21 protein-coding genes are annotated in these 22,533 nt (G+C 71.9%); 15 read left to right on the forward strand and 6 right to left on the reverse strand.

Annotated elements, in window-relative coordinates; all coding sequences use genetic code 11:
- The 3 genes from LXT23_RS50150 to LXT23_RS22725 all read left to right on the forward strand — a co-directional run.
- Positions 1–1,508: type VI secretion system Vgr family protein (locus LXT23_RS50150; protein ID WP_267146708.1), on the forward strand; the 1,508-nt coding region annotated here is incomplete at its 5' end.
- 49 nt (positions 1,509–1,557) lie between these two features.
- Positions 1,558–3,678 (forward strand): amidohydrolase family protein, encoded by a 2,121-nt coding sequence (locus tag LXT23_RS22720; RefSeq protein WP_253982362.1) that lies wholly within the window; start codon positions 1,558–1,560, stop codon positions 3,676–3,678.
- A 30-nt stretch (positions 3,679–3,708) separates the two neighbouring features.
- Positions 3,709–4,794, forward strand: a complete 1,086-nt coding sequence (locus LXT23_RS22725) for a hypothetical protein (RefSeq protein ID WP_253982363.1) — start codon at positions 3,709–3,711, stop codon at positions 4,792–4,794.
- On the opposite strand, the gene LXT23_RS22730 is transcribed toward LXT23_RS22725, so the two are convergent.
- The 4 genes from LXT23_RS22730 to LXT23_RS22745 all read right to left on the reverse strand — a co-directional run bounded on the left by LXT23_RS22730 (position 4,791) and on the right by LXT23_RS22745 (position 8,350).
- Positions 4,791–5,909, reverse strand: coding sequence for a glycerate kinase (locus LXT23_RS22730; protein ID WP_253982364.1), 1,119 nt, complete (start codon positions 5,907–5,909; stop codon positions 4,791–4,793). The two genes, LXT23_RS22725 and LXT23_RS22730, sit on opposite strands and share 4 nt — an antisense overlap.
- Positions 5,906–6,280 carry a hypothetical protein gene (locus tag LXT23_RS22735; RefSeq protein ID WP_253982365.1) on the reverse strand — a complete coding sequence of 125 codons (375 nt, stop codon included), beginning with the start codon at positions 6,278–6,280 and terminating at the stop codon, positions 5,906–5,908. Before LXT23_RS22735 ends, LXT23_RS22730 begins: the two co-directional genes overlap by 4 nt.
- A gap of 248 nt (positions 6,281–6,528) precedes the next feature.
- Positions 6,529–7,023: a YkgJ family cysteine cluster protein gene (locus LXT23_RS22740; protein ID WP_253982366.1), complete on the reverse strand. Its 495-nt coding sequence runs from the start codon at positions 7,021–7,023 to the stop codon at positions 6,529–6,531.
- Between the two features lie 28 nt (positions 7,024–7,051).
- Positions 7,052–8,350, reverse strand: a complete 1,299-nt coding sequence (locus LXT23_RS22745; protein ID WP_253982367.1) for a class I SAM-dependent rRNA methyltransferase — start codon at positions 8,348–8,350, stop codon at positions 7,052–7,054.
- A gap of 29 nt (positions 8,351–8,379) precedes the next feature.
- On the opposite strand from LXT23_RS22745, the gene LXT23_RS22750 reads away from it, so the two are divergent.
- Both LXT23_RS22750 and LXT23_RS22755 read left to right on the forward strand, forming a co-directional pair.
- Positions 8,380–8,910 carry a hypothetical protein gene (locus LXT23_RS22750; RefSeq protein WP_253982368.1) on the forward strand — a complete coding sequence of 177 codons (531 nt, stop codon included), beginning with the start codon at positions 8,380–8,382 and terminating at the stop codon, positions 8,908–8,910.
- Positions 8,911–8,962: 52 nt separating this feature from the next.
- Positions 8,963–9,511, forward strand: coding sequence for an FxsA family protein (locus tag LXT23_RS22755; RefSeq protein WP_253982369.1), 549 nt, complete (start codon positions 8,963–8,965; stop codon positions 9,509–9,511).
- A 45-nt stretch (positions 9,512–9,556) separates the two neighbouring features.
- Here the strand turns inward: LXT23_RS22755 and LXT23_RS22760 are convergent, their stop codons facing one another.
- Both LXT23_RS22760 and LXT23_RS22765 read right to left on the reverse strand, forming a co-directional pair.
- Positions 9,557–10,663 carry an acyltransferase family protein gene (locus LXT23_RS22760; protein WP_323379071.1) on the reverse strand — a complete coding sequence of 369 codons (1,107 nt, stop codon included), beginning with the start codon at positions 10,661–10,663 and terminating at the stop codon, positions 9,557–9,559.
- Positions 10,664–11,148: 485 nt separating this feature from the next.
- Positions 11,149–11,511, reverse strand: coding sequence for a hypothetical protein (locus tag LXT23_RS22765; protein ID WP_253982371.1), 363 nt, complete (start codon positions 11,509–11,511; stop codon positions 11,149–11,151).
- A gap of 269 nt (positions 11,512–11,780) precedes the next feature.
- Here LXT23_RS22765 and LXT23_RS22770 point away from each other — a divergent pair, with 269 nt between their 5' ends.
- The 10 genes from LXT23_RS22770 to LXT23_RS22815 all read left to right on the forward strand — a co-directional run bounded on the left by LXT23_RS22770 (position 11,781) and on the right by LXT23_RS22815 (position 22,411).
- Positions 11,781–12,896 (forward strand): cytochrome-c peroxidase, encoded by a 1,116-nt coding sequence (locus tag LXT23_RS22770; protein WP_253982372.1) that lies wholly within the window; start codon positions 11,781–11,783, stop codon positions 12,894–12,896.
- Between the two features lie 41 nt (positions 12,897–12,937).
- Positions 12,938–13,336: a hypothetical protein gene (locus LXT23_RS22775; RefSeq protein ID WP_253982373.1), complete on the forward strand. Its 399-nt coding sequence runs from the start codon at positions 12,938–12,940 to the stop codon at positions 13,334–13,336.
- 204 nt (positions 13,337–13,540) lie between these two features.
- Positions 13,541–14,386: a c-type cytochrome gene (locus LXT23_RS22780; RefSeq protein ID WP_253982374.1), complete on the forward strand. Its 846-nt coding sequence runs from the start codon at positions 13,541–13,543 to the stop codon at positions 14,384–14,386.
- Between the two features lie 26 nt (positions 14,387–14,412).
- Entirely contained in the window at positions 14,413–15,054 is a 642-nt protein-coding gene (locus LXT23_RS22785) for a respiratory nitrate reductase subunit gamma (RefSeq protein WP_253982375.1), read from the forward strand.
- Positions 15,051–15,668, forward strand: a complete 618-nt coding sequence (locus tag LXT23_RS22790) for a cytochrome c3 family protein (RefSeq protein ID WP_253982376.1) — start codon at positions 15,051–15,053, stop codon at positions 15,666–15,668. Before LXT23_RS22785 ends, LXT23_RS22790 begins: the two co-directional genes overlap by 4 nt.
- 12 nt (positions 15,669–15,680) lie before the next feature.
- Positions 15,681–18,656 (forward strand): TAT-variant-translocated molybdopterin oxidoreductase, encoded by a 2,976-nt coding sequence (locus LXT23_RS22795; RefSeq protein ID WP_253982377.1) that lies wholly within the window; start codon positions 15,681–15,683, stop codon positions 18,654–18,656.
- A complete protein-coding gene (gene nrfD, locus LXT23_RS22800; protein WP_253982378.1) occupies positions 18,653–20,131 on the forward strand; it encodes an NrfD/PsrC family molybdoenzyme membrane anchor subunit in 1,479 nt (492 codons plus the stop codon). The genes LXT23_RS22795 and nrfD overlap by 4 nt, the downstream gene beginning before the upstream one ends.
- Positions 20,128–20,649 carry a DUF3341 domain-containing protein gene (locus LXT23_RS22805; protein ID WP_253982379.1) on the forward strand — a complete coding sequence of 174 codons (522 nt, stop codon included), beginning with the start codon at positions 20,128–20,130 and terminating at the stop codon, positions 20,647–20,649. Before nrfD ends, LXT23_RS22805 begins: the two co-directional genes overlap by 4 nt.
- Positions 20,646–21,215 carry a c-type cytochrome gene (locus LXT23_RS22810; protein ID WP_253982380.1) on the forward strand — a complete coding sequence of 190 codons (570 nt, stop codon included), beginning with the start codon at positions 20,646–20,648 and terminating at the stop codon, positions 21,213–21,215. The genes LXT23_RS22805 and LXT23_RS22810 overlap by 4 nt, the downstream gene beginning before the upstream one ends.
- On the forward strand, positions 21,212–22,411 hold the full coding sequence (locus tag LXT23_RS22815) for a hypothetical protein (RefSeq protein WP_253982381.1): 1,200 nt from the start codon (positions 21,212–21,214) through the stop codon (positions 22,409–22,411). Before LXT23_RS22810 ends, LXT23_RS22815 begins: the two co-directional genes overlap by 4 nt.
- Positions 22,412–22,533 lie beyond the last annotated feature (122 nt).

Consider the following 22,533-nt stretch of genomic DNA (forward strand, 5'->3'; position numbering starts at 1 on the left):
GAAGCGAGAGTTTGCAGGGGCTGTACCGCAACCAGTTCCAGCTGCTGCCCAAGGCGGTGCCGTTCCGTCCGAGGCGGCTGACGGCGCTGCCGCAGATAGCGGGGCCGCAGACGGCGACGGTGACGGGCCCGGCGGGAGAGGAAATCCACACCGACGCGCACGGGCGCGTGAAGGTGCAGTTCCACTGGGACCGGGAGGGCAAGAGGGACGAGAAGTCGTCGTGCTGGGTGCGGGTGGGGCAGCCGTGGGGCGGGCCGGCATGGGGCGACGTGTGGCTGCCGCGCATTGGGCAGGAGGTGATTGTGCGCTTCCTGGAGGGAGACCCGGACCGGCCGTTGGTGGCGGGGGCGGTGTACAACGGGGCCAATACGGTGCCGTACGCGCTGCCGGACGAGAAGACGAAGTCGACGCGCAAGAGTGCGTCGAGCCTGGGCAGCGACGGCTTCAACGAGGTGCGGGTGGAGGACGCGGCGGGGGAGGAGGAAGTCTTCACGCACGCGCAGAAGGACGAGGACCTGCTCACCGAGGACAACAAGGAGCAGCTGGTGCAGGGGTACGAGGACCTGCTGGTGAAGAAGGACCGCAAGCGGACGGTGGAGGGGAACCAGAAGCTGCACGTGGAGAAGGACGACGTGGGGGTGGTGGAGGGGAACCAGACGCTGCTGGTGCAGAAGAATCGCGACACCACCACCACGGGCAGTCACGACGAGGCGGTGGAGGGCAACCAGGCGATGACGGTGGGCAAGAACATCACCGTGCTGGTGGCGCAGGGGACCATGGAGAGCGTGGGCGCGGCGAAGGCGACCACCATCGGCGGCGGCTACAGCGTCAACGTGGCCCTGGTCTACAACGAAGCCACTGGCGGAGCGCGGCTGCTGCAGATTGGCGCCGCGCACACCGAGTACATCGTCGGCAGCAAGCAGGAGACCGTCTCCAAGGACAAGCAGTCCAAGGTGATGGGTGACCAGGGCGCGCAGACCCGGGGCATGCTGACCATCACCATCGGCAAGGACCTGACCGAGCAGGTGAAGAAGACCAGCAGCCTGTTCGTGGAGGGCCCCATCTCCGTGCTGGCGAAGAAGTTCGAGCTCAAGGCGGACACCTTCTCGCTCGCCGTCAACGAGAAGGAGTTCCTGCGCATCGAGAAGTCCGGGAACGTGACGCTGTCCGCCAACACGCTCACGCTCGAGGGCTCCGAGATAAAGATGAAGGGCGCGAAGATAAAGAAGGAAGCCGCCGGCTCGCTCAAGGGGCTGACGCTCGAGAAGCAGGAGGTGGAGAGCCTGGTGGAGCCCAAGCCCGGCCCCGTCGAGTTCTCCCTCAAGGACCCCAAGGGCAAGCCCCTGGCCAACCAGAAGTTCGAGCTCACGCTGCCCGACGGCACCGTGAAGAAGGGCACGCTCGACGGCAGCGGCAAGGCGAAGCTGGAGGACATGCCCGCCGGCCAGTTCCAGCTCACCTTCCCCGAGCTGGAGAGCAGCCTCACCCGCCAGAAGTCCGACGCCTGAGCCCCGCCCCCACCCGACGTTCCGTGCGACGCACACAGAGGGACGCAGCATGAAGTCTTACAGCGTGAACGAGGGCGACACCCCCGACAGCATCGCCCAGCGTTTCGGCTTCGAGAGCTGGAAGGTGGTCTACGACCACAAGGAGAACGCGCCGCTGCGCAAGCTGCGCGGCCCCAATGAAATCAAGCCCGGCGACGAGGTGATGATTCCCGTCCTGCCGGAGAAGGTGACGCTCAACGGCGGCGCCCCCAGCAGCTTCGTCGCCGACCCGGGCGCGAAGAAGTGGCCGCCCGTCGTCTTCGACGCGCACATGCACATCCAGAGCGGCAACTGCACGCCGCTGCCGCCCATCTACGGCCTGCTCGGCGAGCGCGTGGGCGCCCTGGCCGTGTTCGGCAAGCTGCACGCGTCTCGCGGCGTGGTGAATGCCTTCGGGCGCGCGGCGGCGTGGATCCACCGCATCCCCATTGCGCCCATCTCCCGGATGATGCCGCTCATCGGCGAGTGGTCCTGCCTGCCCACCAACGACATCGGCCACCGCACCGTCAAGCACAACGACAAGCTCATCAAGAGCACGTACCCCCGCTTCGACAGCGCGATGCGGCTGGCCACCGACGCCGAGGACAACTACCTGGGCATGTCCATCGTCCTCACCATGGACATGGACTACTGCCACATGGATGGCTACTGGGGCGTGCCCATCTACCAGGAGGACCCGGAGACGGGCGCCGTCTTCCACTACGAGCGGCGCAGCGGGGTGCCGGAGTACAAGGGCAAGGCGGTGGAGATCCCCGACAGCGAGTGGGTGCTCCACGAGACGTGGGAGCAGCAGCGCGAGCTCACGGAGGAGGTCGCCGTCACGCACCCCTTCCGCATGCTGCCCATGTATCACTACGAGCCCCGGCGCTACCTGAAGGCGGAGCCCTGGGACGAGCCCTTCGCCCAGGTGGCCACGCCGTCCAAGCCCGGGCTCTACGTGGGCTTCAAGATGTACTCGTCGCAGGGGTACATGCCGTCGGACTTCAAGAACACGCTGCCGGACGGCACGCAGCGGCTGCCGCACCTGAAGGACTTCTTCTCCCGGTGCGCCAGCGAGGGCATCCCGGTGATGACCCACTGCACGCCGTCGGGCTTCTACACGCACCAGCGGCGCTTCTTCCTCGACCTGGAGCCGGACGCGGCGAAGCGCAAGAAGTACACGCCGGACTCCGGGCCGGTGCTCGAGGCGCTCGCCACGTTCCGCAAGGAGCGGACCCGCTTCAAGAAGGACCTCAAGGACTCGCGGAAGATGGAGGAGGCCCGGCTCAGCGCGAAGGAGCTGCTCAAGTCCTATCGCAAGCAGGTCCAGCAGGAGCGGCTGCGCTACTTCAAGGACCACTACATCCACCCGGAGGCGTGGCGCTCGCTGCTCGCGGAGGTGCCCTCCCTGAAGGTCTGCCTGGCCCACTTCGCGTCGGACGAGGCCATCTGGATGCGCGGGCTGCGCAAGGCCCTCAAGGACAAGCCGGGGCTCCAGGAGGAGGACCCCAAGGACCGCAAGGCCGAGGAGCGCCTCATCTCCGAATGGGAGAAGGAGCAGAAGGACAAGGGCCTCTCCCTGGACCACTTCCTCGACGGGGACGGGCTCGTCTACGAGAAGGACTGGATCGACTCCATCGTGAAGCTCTGCGCCGACTACGAGAACGTCTACACGGACATCTCGTACCTGCCGCTCGTCAGCCGCTTCCCGCTGGGGCGCAAGTACCCCTACTGGAAGAAGCTGGCCGAGGTGCTGGAGTCGAACCCGAAGATGTTGGACCGGGTGATGTTCGGCACCGACTGGTACATGGTGCTCGGGGACTCGGTGAAGTACGACAAGTGGATCGAGGACTCCGTCACCGGCCTGGAAGAGGTGTCGAAGTACCTGAAGAAGCAGGGCAAGGGCATCAACCTCTTCCACCAGTTCGCCATCGTGAATCCGCTGCGGTTCTACCGGATGACGGAGGTGGCGCCGCAGGTGAAGGCGGCGCTGGAAGAGGAGATTCCCAAGCGGGAGACGCGCAAGAAGAAGCAGGACAAGCTGAAGGAGCAGCTCAACCGCAACTACGCCATCCTCATGCGCGCCCAGGAGCCCCTGGCGGAGCTGAAGAAGGACGAACACGCGCCCGAGACGGGCTTCCGGTTCATCTGACGCGGCGCGAGCGCGGACCCAGGCCCACCCATGAGTGAAATCCCCCTGCTGTCGAGCGACTGGCCGGAGCCGCTGGCTCCGAGCCGCTACGCCCTCCCGGTGCCGCTGGAGGAGCTGCGCATCATCACCCCGGCGGCGGTGCCCAACTCCGTGGCCGCGGTGGGGCTGGACGAGAAGCTCTACCGGTGGGAGTTCGCCGCGGGCGAGGTGCGCGCCACCGAGGTGGACCGCGAGTACGTGGAGCAGGTGGCCGGCGGCCTCTTCCAGGCCTTCGGCCCGGCGCTGCTGCCGGGAGAGACGGCCTACCTCCAGAGCCGCCGCATCGTGCTCTACCAGGTGCCCAACCGCATGGTGCGCGAGTACCGCGTGGCGGGCCTCAACGAGCTGGCCATGGCGGCCCAGTGGCTGACGACGAAGCCGCAGCAGGTGGCGGTGCTGCTCAAGGACACGTCGAAGTATGGCCAGGGGCGCCGGCTGGACTGGCGGCTGCGCACCTTCGAGCTGGGCCTCAATGGCGTGAAGCGGCAGGGCGTGGTGGAGCTGGGCTCGCGGCCCGCGCCGACGTTCGCCTGGTCCGCCGGGCACGGGCGGGTGGCGCTGGTGAAGGAGGACGGGCAGCTGGCCCTCTTCGACGCCGCGCTCAAGCCCGTGGCGTCTCCGCTGGTGGCCGCCATCACCGCGATGCTCCAGGACTCCCGCCGCGTGGTCTCCGTGCGGCTGCACCCGCGTGAGGAGCTGCTCGTGCTCGGCGTGGTGGAGCGGGACGACGCGGGCCGCTCGCACCACCTGCTGTGGCGGGCCTCCATGGAGGAGGGCAAGCCGCTGGTGCTCCCTCTCGCGCGCTTCCCCACGCTGGAGTCGCTGACGGTGGGGCCCTTCTCTCCGACGGGGGAGTACGTCTGCTACGCGGCGGACCTGGGGCCGCGCATGCGCCTCTTCGTCCAGAAGGTGGAGGGGACGCCGGGGGTGCCCGTGGCGCTCGGCGCGGTGGAGTCGCCCAGGCTCATCGACTGGGCGCGCGAGCCGCTGGCCCTCATCGCCGTGGACGAGGAGCCCGAGGCGCTCCTGCACTGGAACCTGGAGAAGCTTCCCGGCGCGAAGGGGAAGAGCCCCTAGCGTCCGCCCTTGAGGCGCGCCGCGGACCAGCGCGCGGCGGCCTCGCAGAGCACCTTCGAGGCCGGCTCTCCCGGCTGGGCCTGGGAGGTCAGGTCCACCACCTCGTGGAAGAGGTCCAGCTCCAGTCCGTCCGAGCGGTCCACGCAGCCCGCGAAGAGCACCACCGGCGTGCCGTGCTCGCGGGCCAGCCGCGCCAGCCCTCCGGGGCCCTTGCCCATGGACGTCTGCCGGTCGAAGCGCCCCTCGCCCGTCAGCACCACGTCCGCCAGCAGCACCCGCCGCTCCAGGCCCAGCGCTCGCGACACCAGCTCGTAGCCGGGCACCAGCCTCGCCCCCAGCAGCGCCGCCAGCCCGAAGCCGAAGCCTCCCGCCGCGCCCGTCCCGGGCCAGCCCACCGCCATGGCGCCGACCACCGCCGACAGGTGCGCCAGCGCCGCCTCGAGCTCGTCCACCGCCGCCGCGTCCGCCCCCTTCTGGGGCCCGAAGAGGCGCGCGGCCCCGTCCGCCCCCAGCAGCGGCGCCGTGACGTCCGTGGCGCCCAGCAGCTCCACCACGCCCAGCCGGGGATGGCGGCCGCTCGCGTCCACCGTGGCGAGCCCGGCCAGCGCGGCGCCTCCGGGCTCCAGCGGCTGCCCCTTCGCATCCAGGAAGCGGTAGCCCAGCGCCGCCAGCGCGCCCGTGCCGCCGTCCGTGGTGGCGCTGCCTCCCAGCCCGACGATGAGGCGCTCGCAGCCCGCGTCCAGCGCCGCGCGCATCAGCTCGCCCGTGCCGTACGTGGACGCACGCCGCGCGTCCCTCGCCTCCGGCGCCAGCAGCGACAGGCCCGACGCCGCCGCCATCTCCACCACGGCCGTGCGCCCGTCCTCCACCAGCGCCCAGCACGCCTCCACCGGCTCGCCCAGCGGCCCGCGCACCACCTGCCGGCGACGCTCGCCGCGCGTGCCCGCCAGCAGCGCGTCCACCGTGCCGGGGCCGCCGTCCGCCAGCGGCGCGACGTCCAGCACCACCTCCGGCGAGGACTCGCGGATGCCCTTCGCCATCGCCTCCGCGGCTTCCGCGGCGGTGAGCGTTCCCTTGAACTCCTGCGGCGCGACGAGCCAGCGGGGAGAAATCACGGTGAAGGCTCCGGCGCCTTCCGGGGCACGTCCGACGTCGACACCGCCGGCCGCACGTCCAGCCCGCCCTCCGGCAGGGCCAGTGCCTCGCACCGCTCGCTCACGCCACTCTCCACGCAGCGCTCGTCCGAGCGGCACTGGCCACGGCAGGGCAGGGCCAGGCAGTAGCCGGTGGCCGAGTCACAGGTGGTGCCCGACGGACAGGCCGCGTAGCAGCCACCCCCGGCGCGCTCCACCGCCGCGCTGCCCATGGCGATGCCCGTGTTGATGAGCGCGCTCGCAACAGCCCCCTCCGACCCCCGGCAGCCTCCGGCGACGGCCAGAACCCATGCCGCCACGATGAGCCCCCGCCGCGTCCCTGCCGCCCTCATCGTAATTCTCCTGCCATGGCCCACGGCCCGGCATAACACTCCCGCCGCGATTCTGATCCTCGCTTTCGATGGCCCTCGCTTCGCTTCCCGCACCCAGGCGCTCTGTTGTTCCTGAATTCCCGCCCTGCCACGAGTCAGGACGCGAAAATCAGGGGGTCGGCAGTGACACAGCGTGCATGCCGGCGGCAGTGGCGCCGTTCGAGAGGTGCGCACCCCGCGCGCCTTCGCAACCTGCCCTGCGGGCGCCGTCAGGTGTCTTCCGGAGTCCCCGCGGCCCGGGCCTCGGCGTGCCACTCGAGCAGGGGGCGCGGGGCCTTCAGCGCGGGGGCCACGCGCTCGGAGATGCGCTCCAGCCGCTCCAGCAGCGAGCCCACCGCCTCCGCCGGCTGGCGCGCCGGCCCGCGGATGCGCTCGCAGAAGAAGGTGCGGCAGCCGAAGGGCCGGTCCGCGTACACCGTGCAGCGCAGGCCCGCCGCGTCCAGGTAGGGACAGCCCCCGTCCCCGCGCGGCGGCGGCAGCGGACGGCCCCGCGACAGCAGCTCCCACTCCGGCTGCCACAGCCACGGCTGACGGCCCGTGCGCGCCAGCTGGCAGCACTCGCCACTGGCCGGACACGAGTAGGGCGCGTACGCCGCGTCCGCCTGGCGGTAGACGGTGCGCGTCTCCTTCAGCGCGCGCTCCCGCTCCCGGGTGCCGCCCGTCGGTGACTCGTCGTCCTGCTCGTCCCAGTCCCGCGTCCGCATGTCACCGGTGCTCCCTCGCGCCCTGGCTTCACAGCACCCGGAGCACGAAGCACTTGAGGTAGCGCGTCTCGCGCAGGTTGAGCAGCACCGGGTGGTCCCGGCCCGCGCCGCGCCGTTCGATGATTTGCACCCGCCGGCGCGCGTCCGCGGCGGCCGAGGCCAGCATGTCCTCGAAGCCCTGCTCGTCCACGTGGTACGTGCAGGAGGCGCTGATGAGGATGCCGCCGGGCCTGAGCAGCTGCATGGCGCGCAGGTTGATTTCCTTGTACCCGCGCAGCGCCGCGGCGATGGCGTCCTTGTTCTTCGCGAAGGACGGCGGGTCCAGGACGATGGTGTCGAAGTGCTTCCCGTCGTCCACCGCGTCGCGCAGGAAGTCGAACGCGTTGGCCACCACCACGTCCAGGTTGGTGAGCTTGTTGGAAGCCGCGTTCTCCTTGAGCTGCGCCGCCGCCGACTCCGAGATTTCAATCGCCGTCACGTGCTTCGCCCGCGTCGCGAGCTGGAGCGCGAAGCCGCCCACGTACGAGAAGCAGTCCAGCGCCTCGCCATGCGCGTAGTGCGCCGCCATGACGTGGTTCTCCCGCTGGTCCAGGAACGCGCCCGTCTTCTGGCCCTCGAGCAGGTCCGCGCGCATGCGCACCAGGCCCTCGTCGAAGGACACCGGGCCGGGCGCCTCGCCGCGCAGGACGCCCTTCTCCGGGGTGAGCCCCTCCAGGTTGCGCACGCCCACGTCCGAGCGGTTGATGATGCCGCGCGGGCGGAACTGCTCCTGCAGCAGGTCCACGAGGAGCGCCTTGCGCTGCTCGGTGGCGGGCACCAGGAACTGCACGCTGAGCCAGTCGCCGTACCGGTCCACCACCAGGCCCGGAATCCCGTCCGCCTCGCCGTGCACCACGCGGTACGTGGCCTCGCCCGGCAGCGCGCGGCGGCGCAGTTCGTCCGCGGACAGGAGGCGCTGGCGGAAGAAGTCCGCGTCCACCGCCACGTCCTCGAACGTGAGCCAGCGCAGCGAAATCTTCGACTGCTTCGAATAGAAGGCCTTGCCGAGGAACCAGCCGCGGCCGTCCGTCACCCGCACCACCTCACCGCCGGCGAGGGCCGGGTCGCCGTTGAGGTCGGCGCGATATATCCACGGGTGGCCGGCCTGCCAGCGCTCCACGCCCCGGCGCACCAGCGACACCTGGGGCAGGCCGTCGGGCGCGATGTCGGGCGTGGTGCGGTCCGGAGCGGGCTTCTCGGGACGGGCGTGGTGGGGGCGGCCCCGGCCCTGGGCGGGAGGGGGACGGCCACCGCGCTGGGAATTCGGGGGCTTGGAGGAGGTCGGCATGGCGTTCGCGGCGTATACTCGCAACCCGCGTGAGATACGAGTTGCTCCTCCAGACGATGACTCCGGGCACGCCCTACGAGGCGGCGCGGGTGGATGCCCTCCTCTCCGAGCGGCAGGTGTCCGCCCGCCCGGACGGCGTGCGCGTGTGGCGCCTGCGCAGCGGTGAGGTGGAAGTGGGCGAGCTGCGCGAGGGCGGCCAGGTGGTGGCCACCGAGCTGCGCGTGCCGCTCTCCGACCGGCCGGACCTGATGCGCGAGCTGCTGGGCGAGGCCGCGGCCCTGGCGACGGCGGCCGGGGCCCGGCTGGTGGACCCGCAGCTCGGCCGCTCCCTGGCCGCGACGGATGACGGCGTGGTGGTGGAGCAGTACGGCCGCACCGCGCGCTACGCGGCCGAGGTGGCCGGCCTGCCCGAGGCCATGGGGACGGGGAGCTACGCGGCGACGTCCCAGGAGTCGCGGGGCTTCCAGCCGTCGGGCCGCTTCTTCCTCATCGCCATCGGCGTCTTCTTCGCCCTGTACCTGGTGGTGGACTCGCTGCTGTCGAAGCTCAACGGGAGCTGAGCGCCAGTCCGGTTCTCCGGCAGGGCCTCCTCCGGCGCGTTAGGGTGGGGGCGTGTTCAAGTACCTCCTGCTGGCCTTCACCGTCGTGCCCTTCATCGAGCTGTACCTGCTGTTGGCCATCGGCCGGCAGGTGGGGCTCGTGCCCACGCTCGCCATGGTGCTGGTGACGGGCCTGGTCGGAGCCTCGCTCGCCCGGCGGGAGGGCGGGCGCGTGGTGAAGAGCTGGCGCGAGTCCATGGCCCGGGGCCAGGTGCCCGAGGAGGGCATTCTCAGCGGCGCCCTGGTGCTGGTGGGCGGCGCGCTGCTCGTCGCGCCCGGCGTCTTCACGGACGTGGTGGGGCTGCTGCTGCTGATTCCTCCGACGCGCCGCTTCGTGGCCGCGCGGCTGAAGCGGATGCTGGAGCGCAAGGTGCGAGACGGCTCCGTGCGCGTCACCACCGTGGGCTTCGGCGGGTTCGGTGGGTTCCAGGACACGCGCGGCGGGCCGTTCGCAGGCGGCGTGTTCCAGGACGGCGCCGGGCCGGCGCCCCGCCCACGGCAGGAGGGGCCGGTGCAGGGCGAGGTGGACGCGGAGTTCACCGAGGACAAGCCGCGGCACTGAAGACAGGGTCGTGGACCGGCGGGCGCCGCCGTGGCCCTGGCCGGCCTAGACGCGCGTGCCCAGGCGCGCGCCGCCGACGGTGGAGCCCAGCGTGGTGGAGCCCGTCCGCCAGGGCCGCACCTGCTCACGCACCCAGCGGCCCACGCGCGCCACCAGCGCGCAGACCAGGAGCAGCGCCACGCCCACGCCCACCGCCGCGGGCAGCGACAGCGTCTGGCCCACGCGCCCGGCCAGGCCGGCGATGTCCGCCCAGCCGTAGACCACCGGCAGGTGCAGCACGTAGATCCACAGCGACAGCCGTCCGAAGGGCGCCAGCAGCCCGCTCAGCCGCCGGGGCAGCAGGTTCACCGCGCCCATCACCACGAGCCCCTGGCCCACCCGGTACGCCACCATCCACGGGCTCGTGGGACTCCAGTCGGACGGCATCAGGTGCGTCAGTCCGAAGAGCCCCGCGCCCAGCGCCACCAGCGCCAGCCCCTGCGGCCAGCCCGGGCGCAGCAGGTTCAGCGCGTGCGCGGCGAAGGCCCCGGCGAAGAAGAAGCCCGCCCACGGGAAGAAGGGGAAGCGGGCGCCCTCGGCGCTGCCGATGAGCTGCTGCACCGGGCCGGGCAGCCCGACGCCCAGGCGCCACATCGCCGCGCTCACCAGGGGGACGCCCACCGCCAGTGCCAGCAGCACGCCCGCGCGGCCCCACCACCGGGCCGGCGCCAGCCGCAGCAGGGTGGCGCCGAGCAGCAGCGCGAAGCCGATGCACTGGAGCGCGTCGAAGGAGAGGACCTTGGACAGCATCGCCTCCGTCCACCCCAGGTCCCGAACCGCCCACCAGCCCGGCCAGTGCAGCAGGTAGCCGAGGAACAGCAGCAGCAACGCCCGGCGCACGCGGCGACCATACGTGTCCCGGGCCGCCGTGGGCTTCGTCCCGAGCGCCGCCACCACCGCCCACCCGCTCACCAGCAGGAACAGCGGCGCTGTCACCCCGCGGAAGGCCCAGTAGTGCTGCACCCAGGGCAGCGCGCGCGCGGCGGGCGCCAGCAGCGCGTCCAGCGTGTGCCCCATCACCATCGCCAACACGGCCAGACCCCGCGCCCCGTCGAGTCCGGGGTGCCGGTCTGGCTGCTTCTCGAAGGTGAACGAGGGGGCGAGTCGTTTCACGCGACCCGGAGCATAGGACGGAGTGCGGGCCACGTCTCGAAAACGCACAAAACGAGCAGGCTGTCTTCACCGGGAGCCAAGCCTCCCAGACAGGTCGTGGGGTGCTACATGTCTGGGATATGTGCTCACTCCGGCGCCGTCTGCTCGCCCCCTGCCTCGTCCTGCTGGCCGCCCCCACCGCGCGCGCGGCCCCGGAAGACGACTGGCTGGGGCCCGACAAGCCCAAGCACTTCGCCGCGTGTCTCGTCTTCGCGGGCGCCGGCTATGGCGGGGGCGCGCTGCTCTTCGACTCGCCCGGAGCGCGCTGGCTCACCGGGGCGGGGCTGGGCATGGGGGTAGGGGTGGGCAAGGAGCTGTATGACTCCCGCCGGGGCGGCACCGGCTTCTCCTTCCAGGACCTGGCGTGGGACGCGGCGGGGACGGCCACCGGGCTCGCGGTGGCCTACCTGGTGGACCGCTTCATCCTCGGGACGGAGGAGCCGGCCTCACACGTCGGTGCCGCGCGCGTCCCCGGAGGTGGGGGGCGGGGTGCCCCGGGCCTTCCGCTCGACGAGCTGCACCAGCTTCTCGCGGTGCAGGCGCGGGTCCACCGTCACCATGGCGCCGCCCCGGCCGTCGCCGCTGGTGACGAGCACGGTGACCTGGCCCCGGGGGCACTGGTTCATGCAGCCGGTGGGCAGCACACGGACCTGCCCGGCGAGGCCCCGCCCGGCCAGCTCGCCCTGGAGCCAGCGAGGCAGGTCCAGGCTTCCTCCCCTGGCCCCTCCCCGCAGCAGGCACTTGCGGCAGACCAGCACCTCCACCTCCTCCCGCGTCTCCTCCCGTCCTCCGCCGTTCTCGTCCTGCATCCATCCTCCGCTGGGGGTTCGTTCCAGGCCGACGCACCGGTGCTCGCCCGGTGGCGACAGGGTGGGACGTAGCCGCGTCCACGCCTCCTCGCAGGCCCCGCCGGCCCGTCCGTGCGCCGGGCGGGCAGGGCTGCCTTCGTGGCACGGGGTGTGCTGATGGCTGGGGAAAGCCGGCATGGGGGTGCGTCATCACGACGCGGACCGCCTCCCATCCCGCTGCTGTTACCCTGCCGCTCTGTTTTCCGTCTCCCCCCTGGAGGGCCCCTGCCATGCGCCGCCACCGGCTGCTCCCGCTCCTGACGCTGTCCACCCTGGGTGCCAGCGCGCTCCCGGCCTGTGACGCGAAGCCGGAGCCCGTGGCCGTGGCCGCGGTGGCTGCTCCCGTGGCCGAGGTGAAGCCGGCCGGGCCGAAGGTGCTGACGCCCGAGCAGCTGGGCCACTTCTTCCGCCCGCCCGCTCCGGCGAAGGGCGCGAAGCCCGCGCCCGTGGACACCGGGGCCCAGGTGGCCCTGGGGCGGATGCTCTACTTCGAGCCCCGCCTGTCGAAGAACCACGACGTGTCGTGCAACACCTGCCACGGGCTGGGCACCTTCGGCGTCGACAACAAGCCGCTGTCGGACGGGCACAAGGGCCAGAAGGGCACGCGCAACTCGCCCACCGTCTACAACGCCGCCGGGCACATCGCGCAGTTCTGGGACGGCCGCGCGGACACGCTGGAGGCCCAGGCCTCGGGGCCCATCCTCAACCCCGTGGAGATGGCGATGCCGGACGAGAAGCGCGTGGTGGCCACGCTCTCCTCCATCCCCGAGTACACCACCCGCTTCCGCGAGGCCTTCCCCGGGGAGAAGAAGCCGGTGTCGCTGGCCAACGCCGCGCGCGCCATCGCCGCCTTCGAGCGCAAGCTCACCACCCCGTCCCGCTTCGACCAGTACCTGTCGGGCCGGCACGACGCGCTCTCCGAGCAGGAGCAGCGGGGCCTGCAGCTCTTCGCCGCCACCGGCTGCACCACCTGCCACAACGGCCCGGCCGTGGGCGGCACGTCCTTCCAGAAGCTCGGCCTGATTGAGGACTACCCGGGCCTCAAGGACGCCGGCCGCTTCGACGCGACGAAGAACGAGGACGACCGGGGCAAGTTCCGCGTGCCCACGCTCCTCAACGTGGAGAAGACGGGCCCGTACCTCCACGACGGCAGCGTCCAGGACCTGCCCACCATGGTGCGGCTGATGGCGAAGCACCAGCTGGCGCGGACGCTGACGGACGCGGAGGTGGACGACCTGGTCGCCTTCCTCAAGAGCCTCACCGGCGAGCTGCCGCCCGCGGAGCTCATCTCCGAGCCGCCCCTGCCGGCCAGCACGAAGAAGACGCCGAAGCCAGACCCGTCGTGAAACGTGCGCGGAGCCCCGCGCGTTGGTAAGCAGCGAGGCCCATGGACCGACCCATCTTCTACGCCCACTCCGGACTGCGCTACCTGGTGCTGCTCGCCGGGGTGCTGGCCATTGCGTACTTCGCCTTCGGGCTCGCCACGAAGCGGCCCTTCGACAAGGTGGGGCGCATCCTCGGCGCTTCCTTCGCCGGGCTGCTGCACCTTCAGGTGTTGCTCGGCCTCCTGGTGCTGGCGACGCGCTTCTACTACCCGCAGCTCATCGGCCACATCGTGATGATGGTGCTCGCCGCCGTCATCGCCCAGCTGGGCATGTCCCTCAACCGCCGCCGCCCCCAGCCGGCGTGGGGGCTGCCCCTGGTCGGCGTGCTGGTGGCCTTCGTGTTCATCGTCGGCGGCATCATGGCCATCGGCCGCGGCGTGTTCACCACCACCGCGATGTGATGCGGGCGTAGCGCGAGCGCACGCGCCGCCGGGAAAATGCTGCGCCGTGGCGCGGCGTCCGGCGCAAATGCTGCGCTCGCTTCCACCTCCGGCCCGGGTGTCCGCCCGGAGGTTGGCTGCCCGACATCCTGGCCTTCGCATTGCAGTCGTGCCCCGCGTGCCGGGCACGGAGCCCGGCCTCCTCGAGAGGAGGGGCAGGCCTCGATGCGGACACAAGCCCTGGGTGGACGGCCGCGCCAGCCGCGCGGGGGCGTCCCCTTCATGCTGTTGCTGGCAGTGCTGGTCTCGCCCGCCGCGCTGGCGCAAGGCGCCTCGCGGGGCGCCCGGCTCTTCGCGCAGCGCTGCGGCACCTGCCACTCGGTGGGCGAGGGTGACCGCGTGGGCCCGGACCTGCACGGCGTGCTGGAGCGGCGCGACGAGGCGTGGCTCACCCGCTTCCTGGAGAGCCCGGGCGCGCTCATCGACGCGGGCGACCCGGTCGCCACCGCGCTGCTGAAGCAGTTCAACGGAATCCGCATGCCCGACCAGCCGCTCTCCGAAGAGGAGCGCGCCGGGCTCTACACCTTCTTCCGCGAGTGCACCGCGAAGGGGAAGGGCAGCTGCAAGCCGTCTCCCACGCAGAAGCCGGGGACGGACGCCACGCCGGAGGAGGTGGCCCTGGGCCGCCGCCTCTTCGAGGGCACCGAGGCGCTGGCCCAGGGCGGCCCCTCCTGCCTGGGCTGCCATGACGTGCGCGGCACCGGCGTGGCCGGTGGCGGCACGCTGGGCCCCAACCTCACCTTCACCTTCGCGCGCCACGGGGACAGGGGGCTGACGCCGCTGCTGGCGAAGCTGGACACGCCGCTGATGCGCGAGCTGTACGCGAAGGCGCCGCTCACGGAGGAGGAGCAGTACGCCCTCAAGGCGTACCTGGCGGACGCCTCCCGCGACGGCAGCAGGCCGCGCAAGGACAGGGACTTCTTCTTCCTCGGCGTCGTGGGGCTGCTCGCCGCGCTGGGATTCATCGGACTCGTCTGGGGGCCGCGCGGGACGGACCCGCGCGCCCACTGACGGCACTGCTCGACGCGAGACCTGCCATGAGCGACTCGTTCCTCTTCTCGTTCCTTCCCTATGCCGCGGCCGGCGTGGCCGTGGCGGGCCTGGTGCGCCGCCAGCTGTCACGCGCGCCCGCACGGGCTCCCGCTCCTGACGAGCCCTGGACGCCCGCGGGCCGGGCCGTGCTGGCCGGTGGCGCCACCGTGGCCCTCACCCATCTGCTGGGGCTGGCCGCGCCCCGGGCGATGCAGGTCTTCAACGCGTCCCCGGCGCGCCTCTTCACGCTGGAGGCCGTGAGCCTCATCGGCGGCATGCTGCTGGGCTGGGGGCTTCTGAGCCTCACCCTGCGCCGCGTGCAGGAGCGGCAGTGGGCCCAGGCGGGCTTCCTGGGGCTGCTGCTGGCCCAGGTGCTCACCGGCCTGCACATCGCGGTGGCGCTGCGCTGGGCCTCCGCCTGGTACCTCCACGTCTCGGTGCCGTACCTGCGCTCGCTGCTGGCCTTCCAGCCGGACGCGACGCGGCTGGCCGCGGCCCCCGGCATCTTCCAGGTCCACCTGCTGGCGGGCTTCGTGCTGCTGGCGGTGGCCCCCTTCGTCCGCGCTCGGCGGGCGGTGGGGCTGGCGCTGGTGCCGCGGGCTCCGGAGTCGCCGCTCCTCGCCACGCCCCGGGAGGAGACGCCGTGAGCGACGCCCTGATTCGCCTCCTCCTCGCGGGCGGGCTCTCACTCGCGCTGGCCGGGTGCAGCGGCCCGGTGAACAGCCAGCAGGGCTACATGCCCGAGCAGCCGGTGGCCTTCTCCCACGCGGTCCACGCCGGCCAGTACGAGCTGGACTGCCAGTACTGCCACACGGGCGCGGAGAAGAGCCGCCATGCCGGCGTGCCCGCGTCCAGCGTCTGCATGAACTGCCACACGCAGGTGAAGAAGGACTCGCCCGAAATCCAGAAGGTGGCCGCCGCCGTGGCGGAGAACCGGCCGCTGGAGTGGGTGCGCATCCACCGGCTGCCGGACCACGCGTACTTCAACCACGCCAGCCACGTCACCTCCGGGCTGGAGTGCCAGACGTGCCATGGCCCCGTGCAGGAGATGGTGCGCCTGGAGCAGGTGGAGCCGATGACGATGGGCTGGTGCCTGGACTGCCACCGGAAGACGGCGGCGGAGCAGGTGTCCGCGCCGCCGCCCTCCGCGCCCCGCTCGGGCGAGCTGCTCGCGATGTCCACCCAGCCTCCGACGCCGGCGCCGCCGAAGGTGCCCCGCATCCTGCAGCCCCCCACGGACTGCTCCAGTTGTCACCGCTGAGGAACCCCATCCATGTCCGACACCCTTCCCAAGTACTGGCAGAGCCTGGCGGAGCGCGCGGGGGACCTCGGCGTGCTCGAGCAGGCACGGAACGAGTTCGCCGAGGAGCTGCCGGTGGGCGTGGCCGCCGCGCCCCCGGACCCGAGCAGCCGCCGCGACTTCTTCAAGGTGATGGGCCTGAGCGCCGCGGCGGCCATGGTGGCCTGCCAGCGCGCCCCCGTGCAGAAGGTCATCCCGTACGTGGCCCGGCCGGACGAGGTGACCCCGGGGCTCTCGCTCTGGTACGCGTCCACCTGCGGCGGGTGCAGCGCCCGCTGCGGCCTGCTGCTGAAGACGCGCGACGGCCGCCCCATCAAGGTGGAGGGCAACGACGAGCACCCGGTGTCTCGCGGCGGTGTCTGCGCCGTGGGGCAGGCGTCCGTCCTCTCCCTCTATGACGCCAGCCGCGCCCGCTTCCCCGCGCTGGCCTGTGAGCGCACCACCTGGGCGAAGCTGGACGCCGGGGTGACGGAGGGGCTGCGCAAGGCCGCCGAGGCGGGACAGGGCATCCGCGTGGTGCTGCCCCCGGTGACGGGCCCTTCGGTGGAGGCCGCGGTGAAGCGCTTCCTCGCCGCGTACCCCACGGCGCGCACGGTGCGGCACGAGCCCCTGGGCGAGCTGACCGCCATCGGCGACGCGTACCGTGTCACGCACGGCGCGCGGGTGGTGCCGGACTACCGCTTCGACCGGGCGAAGGTCATCGTCAGCTTCGGCGCGGACTTCCTGGGCACCTGGGTGTCGCCGGTGGCCTTCACCCGCCAGTACACCGAGGCGCGCGACGCGGCCGGCAAGCGGGCGATGGCGCGGCACTACCAGGTGGAGCCGGTGCTGACGCTCACCGGCGCCGCCGCGGACCACCGCTTCCCGGTGGCCCCGTCCGACGTGACGCCCGCCCTGGGAGACCTGGTGAAGCGGCTGGCCCGGAGGGCGGGGCGGGCGATGCCGGCCCTGGACTCGCTGCCCGCGCCGGCCCTGGAGGAGGCCGCGCTGGAGCAGCTGGCGGAGGCCCTGTGGGCGCAGCGCGGCGCCTCGCTGGTGGTGTGCGGCGGGGATGACGTGGCCGCGCAGGTGCTGGCCAGCACCGCCAACGCGCTGCTGGGCAACGAGGGCACCACGGTGTGCCCGGCGGAGGGCGTGACGCTGGATGGGGACGCGCTGGCCTACGGCGAGCTGCTGGCGGAGCTGCGCAAGGGCGGCGTGGGCGCGGTGCTCTTCGTCGGCGTCAACCCCGCCTACGCGGACCCTCGCGGCGCGGAGCTGACGGCGCTGCTGAAGGGCGTGCCGCTCACCGTGGCCACCAACGACAGGCTGGACGAGACGGCCTTCCTCGCGCGCTTCCACGCGCCGGAGCCCACCGCCCTGGAGTCGTGGGGGGATGCCGAGCCCCGGCGCGGTGTGCGCTCGCTGCGCCAGCCGGCGGTGGCGCCGCTGCACGACACCCGGGACGGGGTGGAGTCGCTGCTGCTGTGGGCGGGCGCTCCCCGCTCGCACCATGACCTGCTGCGCGAGCGCTGGGAGGCGGAGGTCTTCCCCCGGGCCGGCGCGGCCGGGCAGGACTTCGGCGCCTTCTGGGACGACGCCCTGCGCCGGGGCGTGGTGACGCTGCCTCCCGCCCAGGCGGAGGCTCCGGCCTTCCGCGAGGAGGGGCTGGCGAAGGCGCTGGCCGGCGTGGCCCGCCCGTCCGTGGAGTGGGAGCTGGTGCTGTACCCCACGGTGGCGCTGCGCGACGGCGCCCCCGCGAACAACGCCTGGCTGCAGGAGGTGCCGGACCCCATCACCAAGGTGACGTGGGGCCACCCGGCCTGCATCGCCCCGGCGCGCGCGAAGGCGCTGGGCCTGAGCGACGGGGACGTGGTGCGGGTGCGCGCGGGCGGGCAGGAGCTGTCGCTGCCGGTGCTCGTCCAGGCGGGCACGCACCCGGCCGTCATCGCCGTGGCGGTGGGGCAGGGCCGCACGCGCGCGGGCCGCATCGCGGATGGCATCGGCGGCAACGGCTACCCGCTGGCGGCGGTGGTGGACGGCCGCGCGCGGCGCGCGGTGCCGGGCGTGACGGTGGAGGCCACCGGGGCGCGGGAGAAGCTGGCCCTCACCCAGACGCACAACAGCCTGGAGGGCCGCCCGCATGTGCGCGAGGCGGAGCTGGCCGCCTTCCTGGCCAACCCCCGCGCCGGCAACGAGGAGCATGGGGGCCACGGCGGCGGGCATCCGCTCTCCATCTGGTCCGGCCACGAGTACAAGGGCCACCGCTGGGCGCTGGCGGTGGACCTGAGCGCGTGCACGGGCTGCTCGGCGTGCGTGGTGTCCTGCCAGGCGGAGAACAACATCCCCAGCGTGGGCCGCGACGAGGTGCTGCGCTCGCGCGAGATGCACTGGATGCGCGTGGACCGGTACTACGCGGGGGACGAGGCCAACCCGGAGGTGGTGCACCAGCCGATGATGTGCCAGCACTGCGAGAACGCGCCGTGCGAGACGGTGTGTCCGGTGCTGGCCACGGTGCACTCCAGCGAGGGGCTCAACCAGCAGGTCTACAACCGCTGCGTGGGCACCCGGTACTGCGCCAACAACTGCCCCACCAAGGTCCGCCGCTTCAACTGGTTCGACTACAAGCACGACGAGCCGCTCGAGCGCATGGTGCTCAACCCGGACGTCGTCGTGCGCAGCCGCGGCGTCATGGAGAAGTGCTCCATGTGCGTGCAGCGCGTGCAGGAGGCCAAGGCCAGCGCGAACCGCGAGGGCCGCCCGCTGCGCGACGGAGACGTCCAGACGGCCTGCCAGCAGAGCTGCCCCGCGAAGGCCATCCACTTCGGGGACCTGAACGACTCCGGCAGCGCGGTGGCGAAGCTCGCGAAGGACGGGCGGGCCTTCCGGCTGCTGGAGGAGCTGAACATCGGGTCGTCCATCACCTACCTCACGAAGATCCGCAACACCGGGTCGGGAGGCGGAACATGAGCCAGCAGCACCTGTCCCCGTTGCGCGTGCCGCTCGTCACCGAGGCGCGCACCCTGGGCCAGCTCACCGAGGAGATCTGCGCCCCCATGGAGCGCGCGCCCACGTGGAAGTGGTGGGCGGCCTTCGCCATCGCGGTGTCGATTCTGGGCACCGGCGCCGGCATCGTCGCCTACCAGATTGGGACGGGCATCGGCGTGTGGGGCCTGAACAAGACGGTGGGGTGGGCCTTCGACATCACCAACTTCGTGTTCTGGGTGGGCATCGGCCACGCGGGCACGCTCATCTCGGCCATCCTGTTCCTGTTCCGGCAGAAGTGGCGCACCAGCATCAACCGCGCGGCGGAGGCGATGACGCTGTTCGCCGTCATGTGCGCGGCGCTCTTCCCCGTCATCCACATGGGCCGGCCCTGGCTGGCCTTCTGGGTGCTGCCGTATCCCAACTCGCGCGGCAGCCTGTGGGTGAACTTCCGCTCGCCGCTCCTGTGGGACGTGTTCGCCATCTCCACGTACTTCACCATCTCCGCGGTGTTCTGGTACGTGGGCCTCATCCCGGACCTGGCCACCGTGCGGGACAGGGCGAAGGCGGGCCTGCGCAAGGCCATCTTCCGCGTGCTGTCGCTGGGGTGGACGGGCTCGCACCGGACGTGGAGCCGCTACGAGACGGTGTACATGCTGCTGGCGGGCCTGGCCGCGCCGCTGGTCCTCAGCGTGCACACCATCGTCTCCATGGACTTCGCCACGTCCGTCATCCCCGGCTGGCACACCACCATCTTCCCGCCGTACTTCGTGGCCGGCGCGGTGTTCAGCGGCTTCGCCATGGTGCTGACGCTGATGATCATCACCCGCGTGGTGCTGGGCTACGAGCACCTGATTACCATCCGCCACCTCGAGAACATGACGAAGGTCATCATCGTCACGGGCGGCATCGTCTCGCTGGCGTACGGCACGGAGGTGTTCATCGCCTGGTACTCGGGCAACCCGTACGAGCGCTTCGCCTTCCTCAACCGCGCCTTCGGCCCGTACGCGTGGGCCTACTGGACGATGGTGACGTGCAACGTGGTGTCGCCGCACCTGTTCTGGTTCAAGAAGGTGCGCACGTCGCCCGCCGCCATCTTCGTCCTGTCGCTCGTCATCAACGTGGGCATGTGGTTCGAGCGCTTCGTCATCATCGTCACCAGCCTGCACCGCGACTTCCTGCCCAGCAGCTGGTCCATGTACACGCCGACGATGGTGGAGGTGGGGACGTTCATCGGCACCTTCGGCCTGTTCTTCACCCTGTTCCTGCTCTTCGTGCGCGTGCTGCCCATCATCTCCATCGGCGAGGTGAAGAGCGTGCTCGGCTTCGCCCGCCCGCCCGGTGAGGCCCCCGCGGCCCTGCCCCGGAGGCCGGAGCACCCGGCGTCCGAGTCGCCGGCCCCGGAGCCGCTGGCCGTGCCGGGGCTGGCTCTCGCCTCCAGAAAGGATGTGCCCGTATGAGTGCCCCCGTCCTCGTCGGCTACTTCGACAGCGAGGAGAAGGTCCTCGACGCCACGCGCGCGGTGCGCGAGGCCGGCTACACCCTGGATGACGTGTACACGCCCTACGCGGTGCACGGCCTGGATGACGCCATGGGCCTGAAGCCCAGCCGCCTCACCTGGGTGTGCTTCGGGGCGGGCCTGCTGGGCTGCACGCTGGCCATGTCGCTGCAGCTCTACACCAGCGTGGTGAGCTGGCCGCTCAACGTGGGCGGCAAGCCCTTCAACTCGTTCCCCGCGTTCATCCCCGTCACCTTCGAGCTGACGGTGCTGTTCGCGGGCCTGTTCTCCGTGGCGGCCTTCCTGGTGCGCGCGAAGCTCTTCCCGGGCAGCCGGCGCCGGGCGCTGCCCCGCGTGACGGATGACCGGTTCGCCATCACCGTGGCCCCGCGCGACGCGGGCCCGGAGCTGGCCGCCGCGGAGGAGCTGCTGGTGCGCCACGGCGCGGTGGCCACGAGCCGGATGGAGGTGGCGTCATGAGACGGGCCCTGGTGGGCGCGGTGGTGCTGGGGCTGGCCGCCGCCGGCTGCGAGCAGGACGAGACGCAGCCCAACTTCGAGTACGCGCCGGACATGGTGTCGTCCGTGCCGTACGACAGCTTCGCGCCCAACCCCAACACGCCGGACGGGAAGACGCTGCTGGGCCCGGCGAAGGGCACGGTGCCCCGGGGCCACCTGCCGCTGCACCTGGCCGCGGGTCCGGAAGAGGCGGCGCGCGCGGGGCGGGAGCTGAAGAATCCCTATCCGTCCTCGCCGGAGGTGCTGGCGCGCGGAGAGACGGCGTTCCAGCGCTACTGCTCGCCGTGCCACGGCGCCGGCGGGCTGGGCGACGGCCTGGTGACGGCGCGCTTTCCCATGCCGCCCTCGCTGCTGGGCGCGCGGGCGAAGGCGCTGCCGGACGGGCAGGTGTTCCACATCATCACCCACGGCCAGGGGCTGATGCCGGCCCATGGCTCGCAGGTGGCGCCGGAGGACCGGTGGAAGGTCGTCCACTACCTGCGCACCCTGCAGGACCCCGCGCGGACGGCGCGGAAGGACGTGCCATGAGCTCCCCCCTGCATGACGTGCAGCCTCCGGTTTCCACCGGGGGCTTCGAGGTGGGCCCGGGCGTGCGCCGCGCGGCCCTGGGCTTCGCGGTGGCGGGCCTGGGCACGCTGGCCGTGGGGCTGGCGCTCGAGCCCGCTCGCGCGCTGTCGAGCCTGCTGACCAGCGGCTTCTACTTCCTGTGCCTGGGCCTGGGCGGCGCGCTGTTCCTGGCGCTGATGTACGTGGCCAACGCGGGCTGGTTCACCGTCTTCAAGCGGATTCCGGAGGCCTTCGCCGCGTACGTGCCGTGGGGCGCGGTGCCGCTGCTGGCGCTGCTGCCCTTCGCGCCGAAGCTGTACCTGTGGGCGCGGCCGGGCGTCATGGAGACGGACCACCTGCTGCACCAGAAGGCGGCCTTCCTTAACGTGCCGTTCTTCGCGGTTCGCATGGTGCTGATGCTGGCGCTGTGGACGGGCTTCACGTGGCTCTTGCGGCGCAACTCGCTGCGGCAGGACACGGAGCGGACGGAGGAGGGGACGCGGCGCAACGTGGTGGTGTCCGCCGTGTTCCTCGTCCTCTTCGGGCTGACGTTCTGCCTGGCCGCGTTCGACTGGCTGATGAGCCTGGAGCCGCACTGGTTCAGCACCATCTACGCCCTCTACAACGTGGCGGGCCTGCTCAGCTCCAGCGTGAGCGCCATCACCGTGGCGGCCATCCTGCTGCACCGGGCGGGCGCGCTGCCCCAGCTCAACTCCAGCCACCTGCACGACCTGGGCAAGCTGATGTTCGGCTTCGCCACGCTGTGGGCCTACCTCTGGTTCTCGCAGTTCCTGCTCATCTGGTACGCGAACATCCCCGAGGAGACGGTCTACTTCATCGCGCGGATGCACGGCGGGTGGGCGACGGCCTTCTACTGCAACCTGGGGCTGAACTGGGCGCTGCCCTTCCTGCTGCTGCTGCCCCGGCCGGCGAAGAAGGACCCGGGACACCTGCTGCGCGTGGCGTTCCTCCTGCTCGTGGGCCGCTGGCTGGATCTGCACCTGATGGTGGCTCCGGCGAACCTGCCGGACGGCGTGGGCCTGGGCGTGTACGAGCTGGCGGGCCTGCTGGGCGTGGGCGCGCTGTTCACGCTGGCGGTGACTCGCGCGGTGCGCTCGTCGCCCATGGTTCCGGTGGGGGACCCGTACCTGGTGGAGAGCCTGCACCACCACACATGAGGGCTTGCTGAACGATGTCCGCGGGCCGCGGACCGCCGGGCGCTGAAGTACTCCTCGAGCGTCTGGACCGCGCGGCCCCGGTGGTGACGCCGTCCGTGCGCCTGGTGGCGGGCGGCGTCACC

This window comes from Pyxidicoccus xibeiensis, assembly GCF_024198175.1.
Taxonomy (GTDB): domain Bacteria; phylum Myxococcota; class Myxococcia; order Myxococcales; family Myxococcaceae; genus Myxococcus; species Myxococcus xibeiensis.

What these genes read in the sequence shown, in the direction of transcription:
- LXT23_RS22765 (WP_253982371.1), bottom strand. Translation starts at nt 11,511, where the DNA reads ATGCAGGACGAGAACGGCGGAGGACGGGAGGAGACGCGGGAGGAGGTG.
- LXT23_RS22780 (WP_253982374.1), top strand. Translation starts at nt 13,541, where the DNA reads ATGCGGACACAAGCCCTGGGTGGACGGCCGCGCCAGCCGCGCGGGGGC.
- LXT23_RS22805 (WP_253982379.1), top strand. Translation starts at nt 20,128, where the DNA reads ATGAGTGCCCCCGTCCTCGTCGGCTACTTCGACAGCGAGGAGAAGGTC.
- LXT23_RS22785 (WP_253982375.1), top strand. Translation starts at nt 14,413, where the DNA reads ATGAGCGACTCGTTCCTCTTCTCGTTCCTTCCCTATGCCGCGGCCGGC.
- LXT23_RS22735 (WP_253982365.1), bottom strand. Translation starts at nt 6,280, where the DNA reads ATGAGGGCGGCAGGGACGCGGCGGGGGCTCATCGTGGCGGCATGGGTT.
- nrfD (WP_253982378.1), top strand. Translation starts at nt 18,653, where the DNA reads ATGAGCCAGCAGCACCTGTCCCCGTTGCGCGTGCCGCTCGTCACCGAG.
- LXT23_RS22725 (WP_253982363.1), top strand. Translation starts at nt 3,709, where the DNA reads ATGAGTGAAATCCCCCTGCTGTCGAGCGACTGGCCGGAGCCGCTGGCT.
- LXT23_RS22740 (WP_253982366.1), bottom strand. Translation starts at nt 7,023, where the DNA reads ATGCGGACGCGGGACTGGGACGAGCAGGACGACGAGTCACCGACGGGC.
- LXT23_RS22815 (WP_253982381.1), top strand. Translation starts at nt 21,212, where the DNA reads ATGAGCTCCCCCCTGCATGACGTGCAGCCTCCGGTTTCCACCGGGGGC.
- LXT23_RS22795 (WP_253982377.1), top strand. Translation starts at nt 15,681, where the DNA reads ATGTCCGACACCCTTCCCAAGTACTGGCAGAGCCTGGCGGAGCGCGCG.
- LXT23_RS22775 (WP_253982373.1), top strand. Translation starts at nt 12,938, where the DNA reads ATGGACCGACCCATCTTCTACGCCCACTCCGGACTGCGCTACCTGGTG.
- LXT23_RS22720 (WP_253982362.1), top strand. Translation starts at nt 1,558, where the DNA reads ATGAAGTCTTACAGCGTGAACGAGGGCGACACCCCCGACAGCATCGCC.
- LXT23_RS22745 (WP_253982367.1), bottom strand. Translation starts at nt 8,350, where the DNA reads ATGCCGACCTCCTCCAAGCCCCCGAATTCCCAGCGCGGTGGCCGTCCC.
- LXT23_RS22810 (WP_253982380.1), top strand. Translation starts at nt 20,646, where the DNA reads ATGAGACGGGCCCTGGTGGGCGCGGTGGTGCTGGGGCTGGCCGCCGCC.
- LXT23_RS22770 (WP_253982372.1), top strand. Translation starts at nt 11,781, where the DNA reads ATGCGCCGCCACCGGCTGCTCCCGCTCCTGACGCTGTCCACCCTGGGT.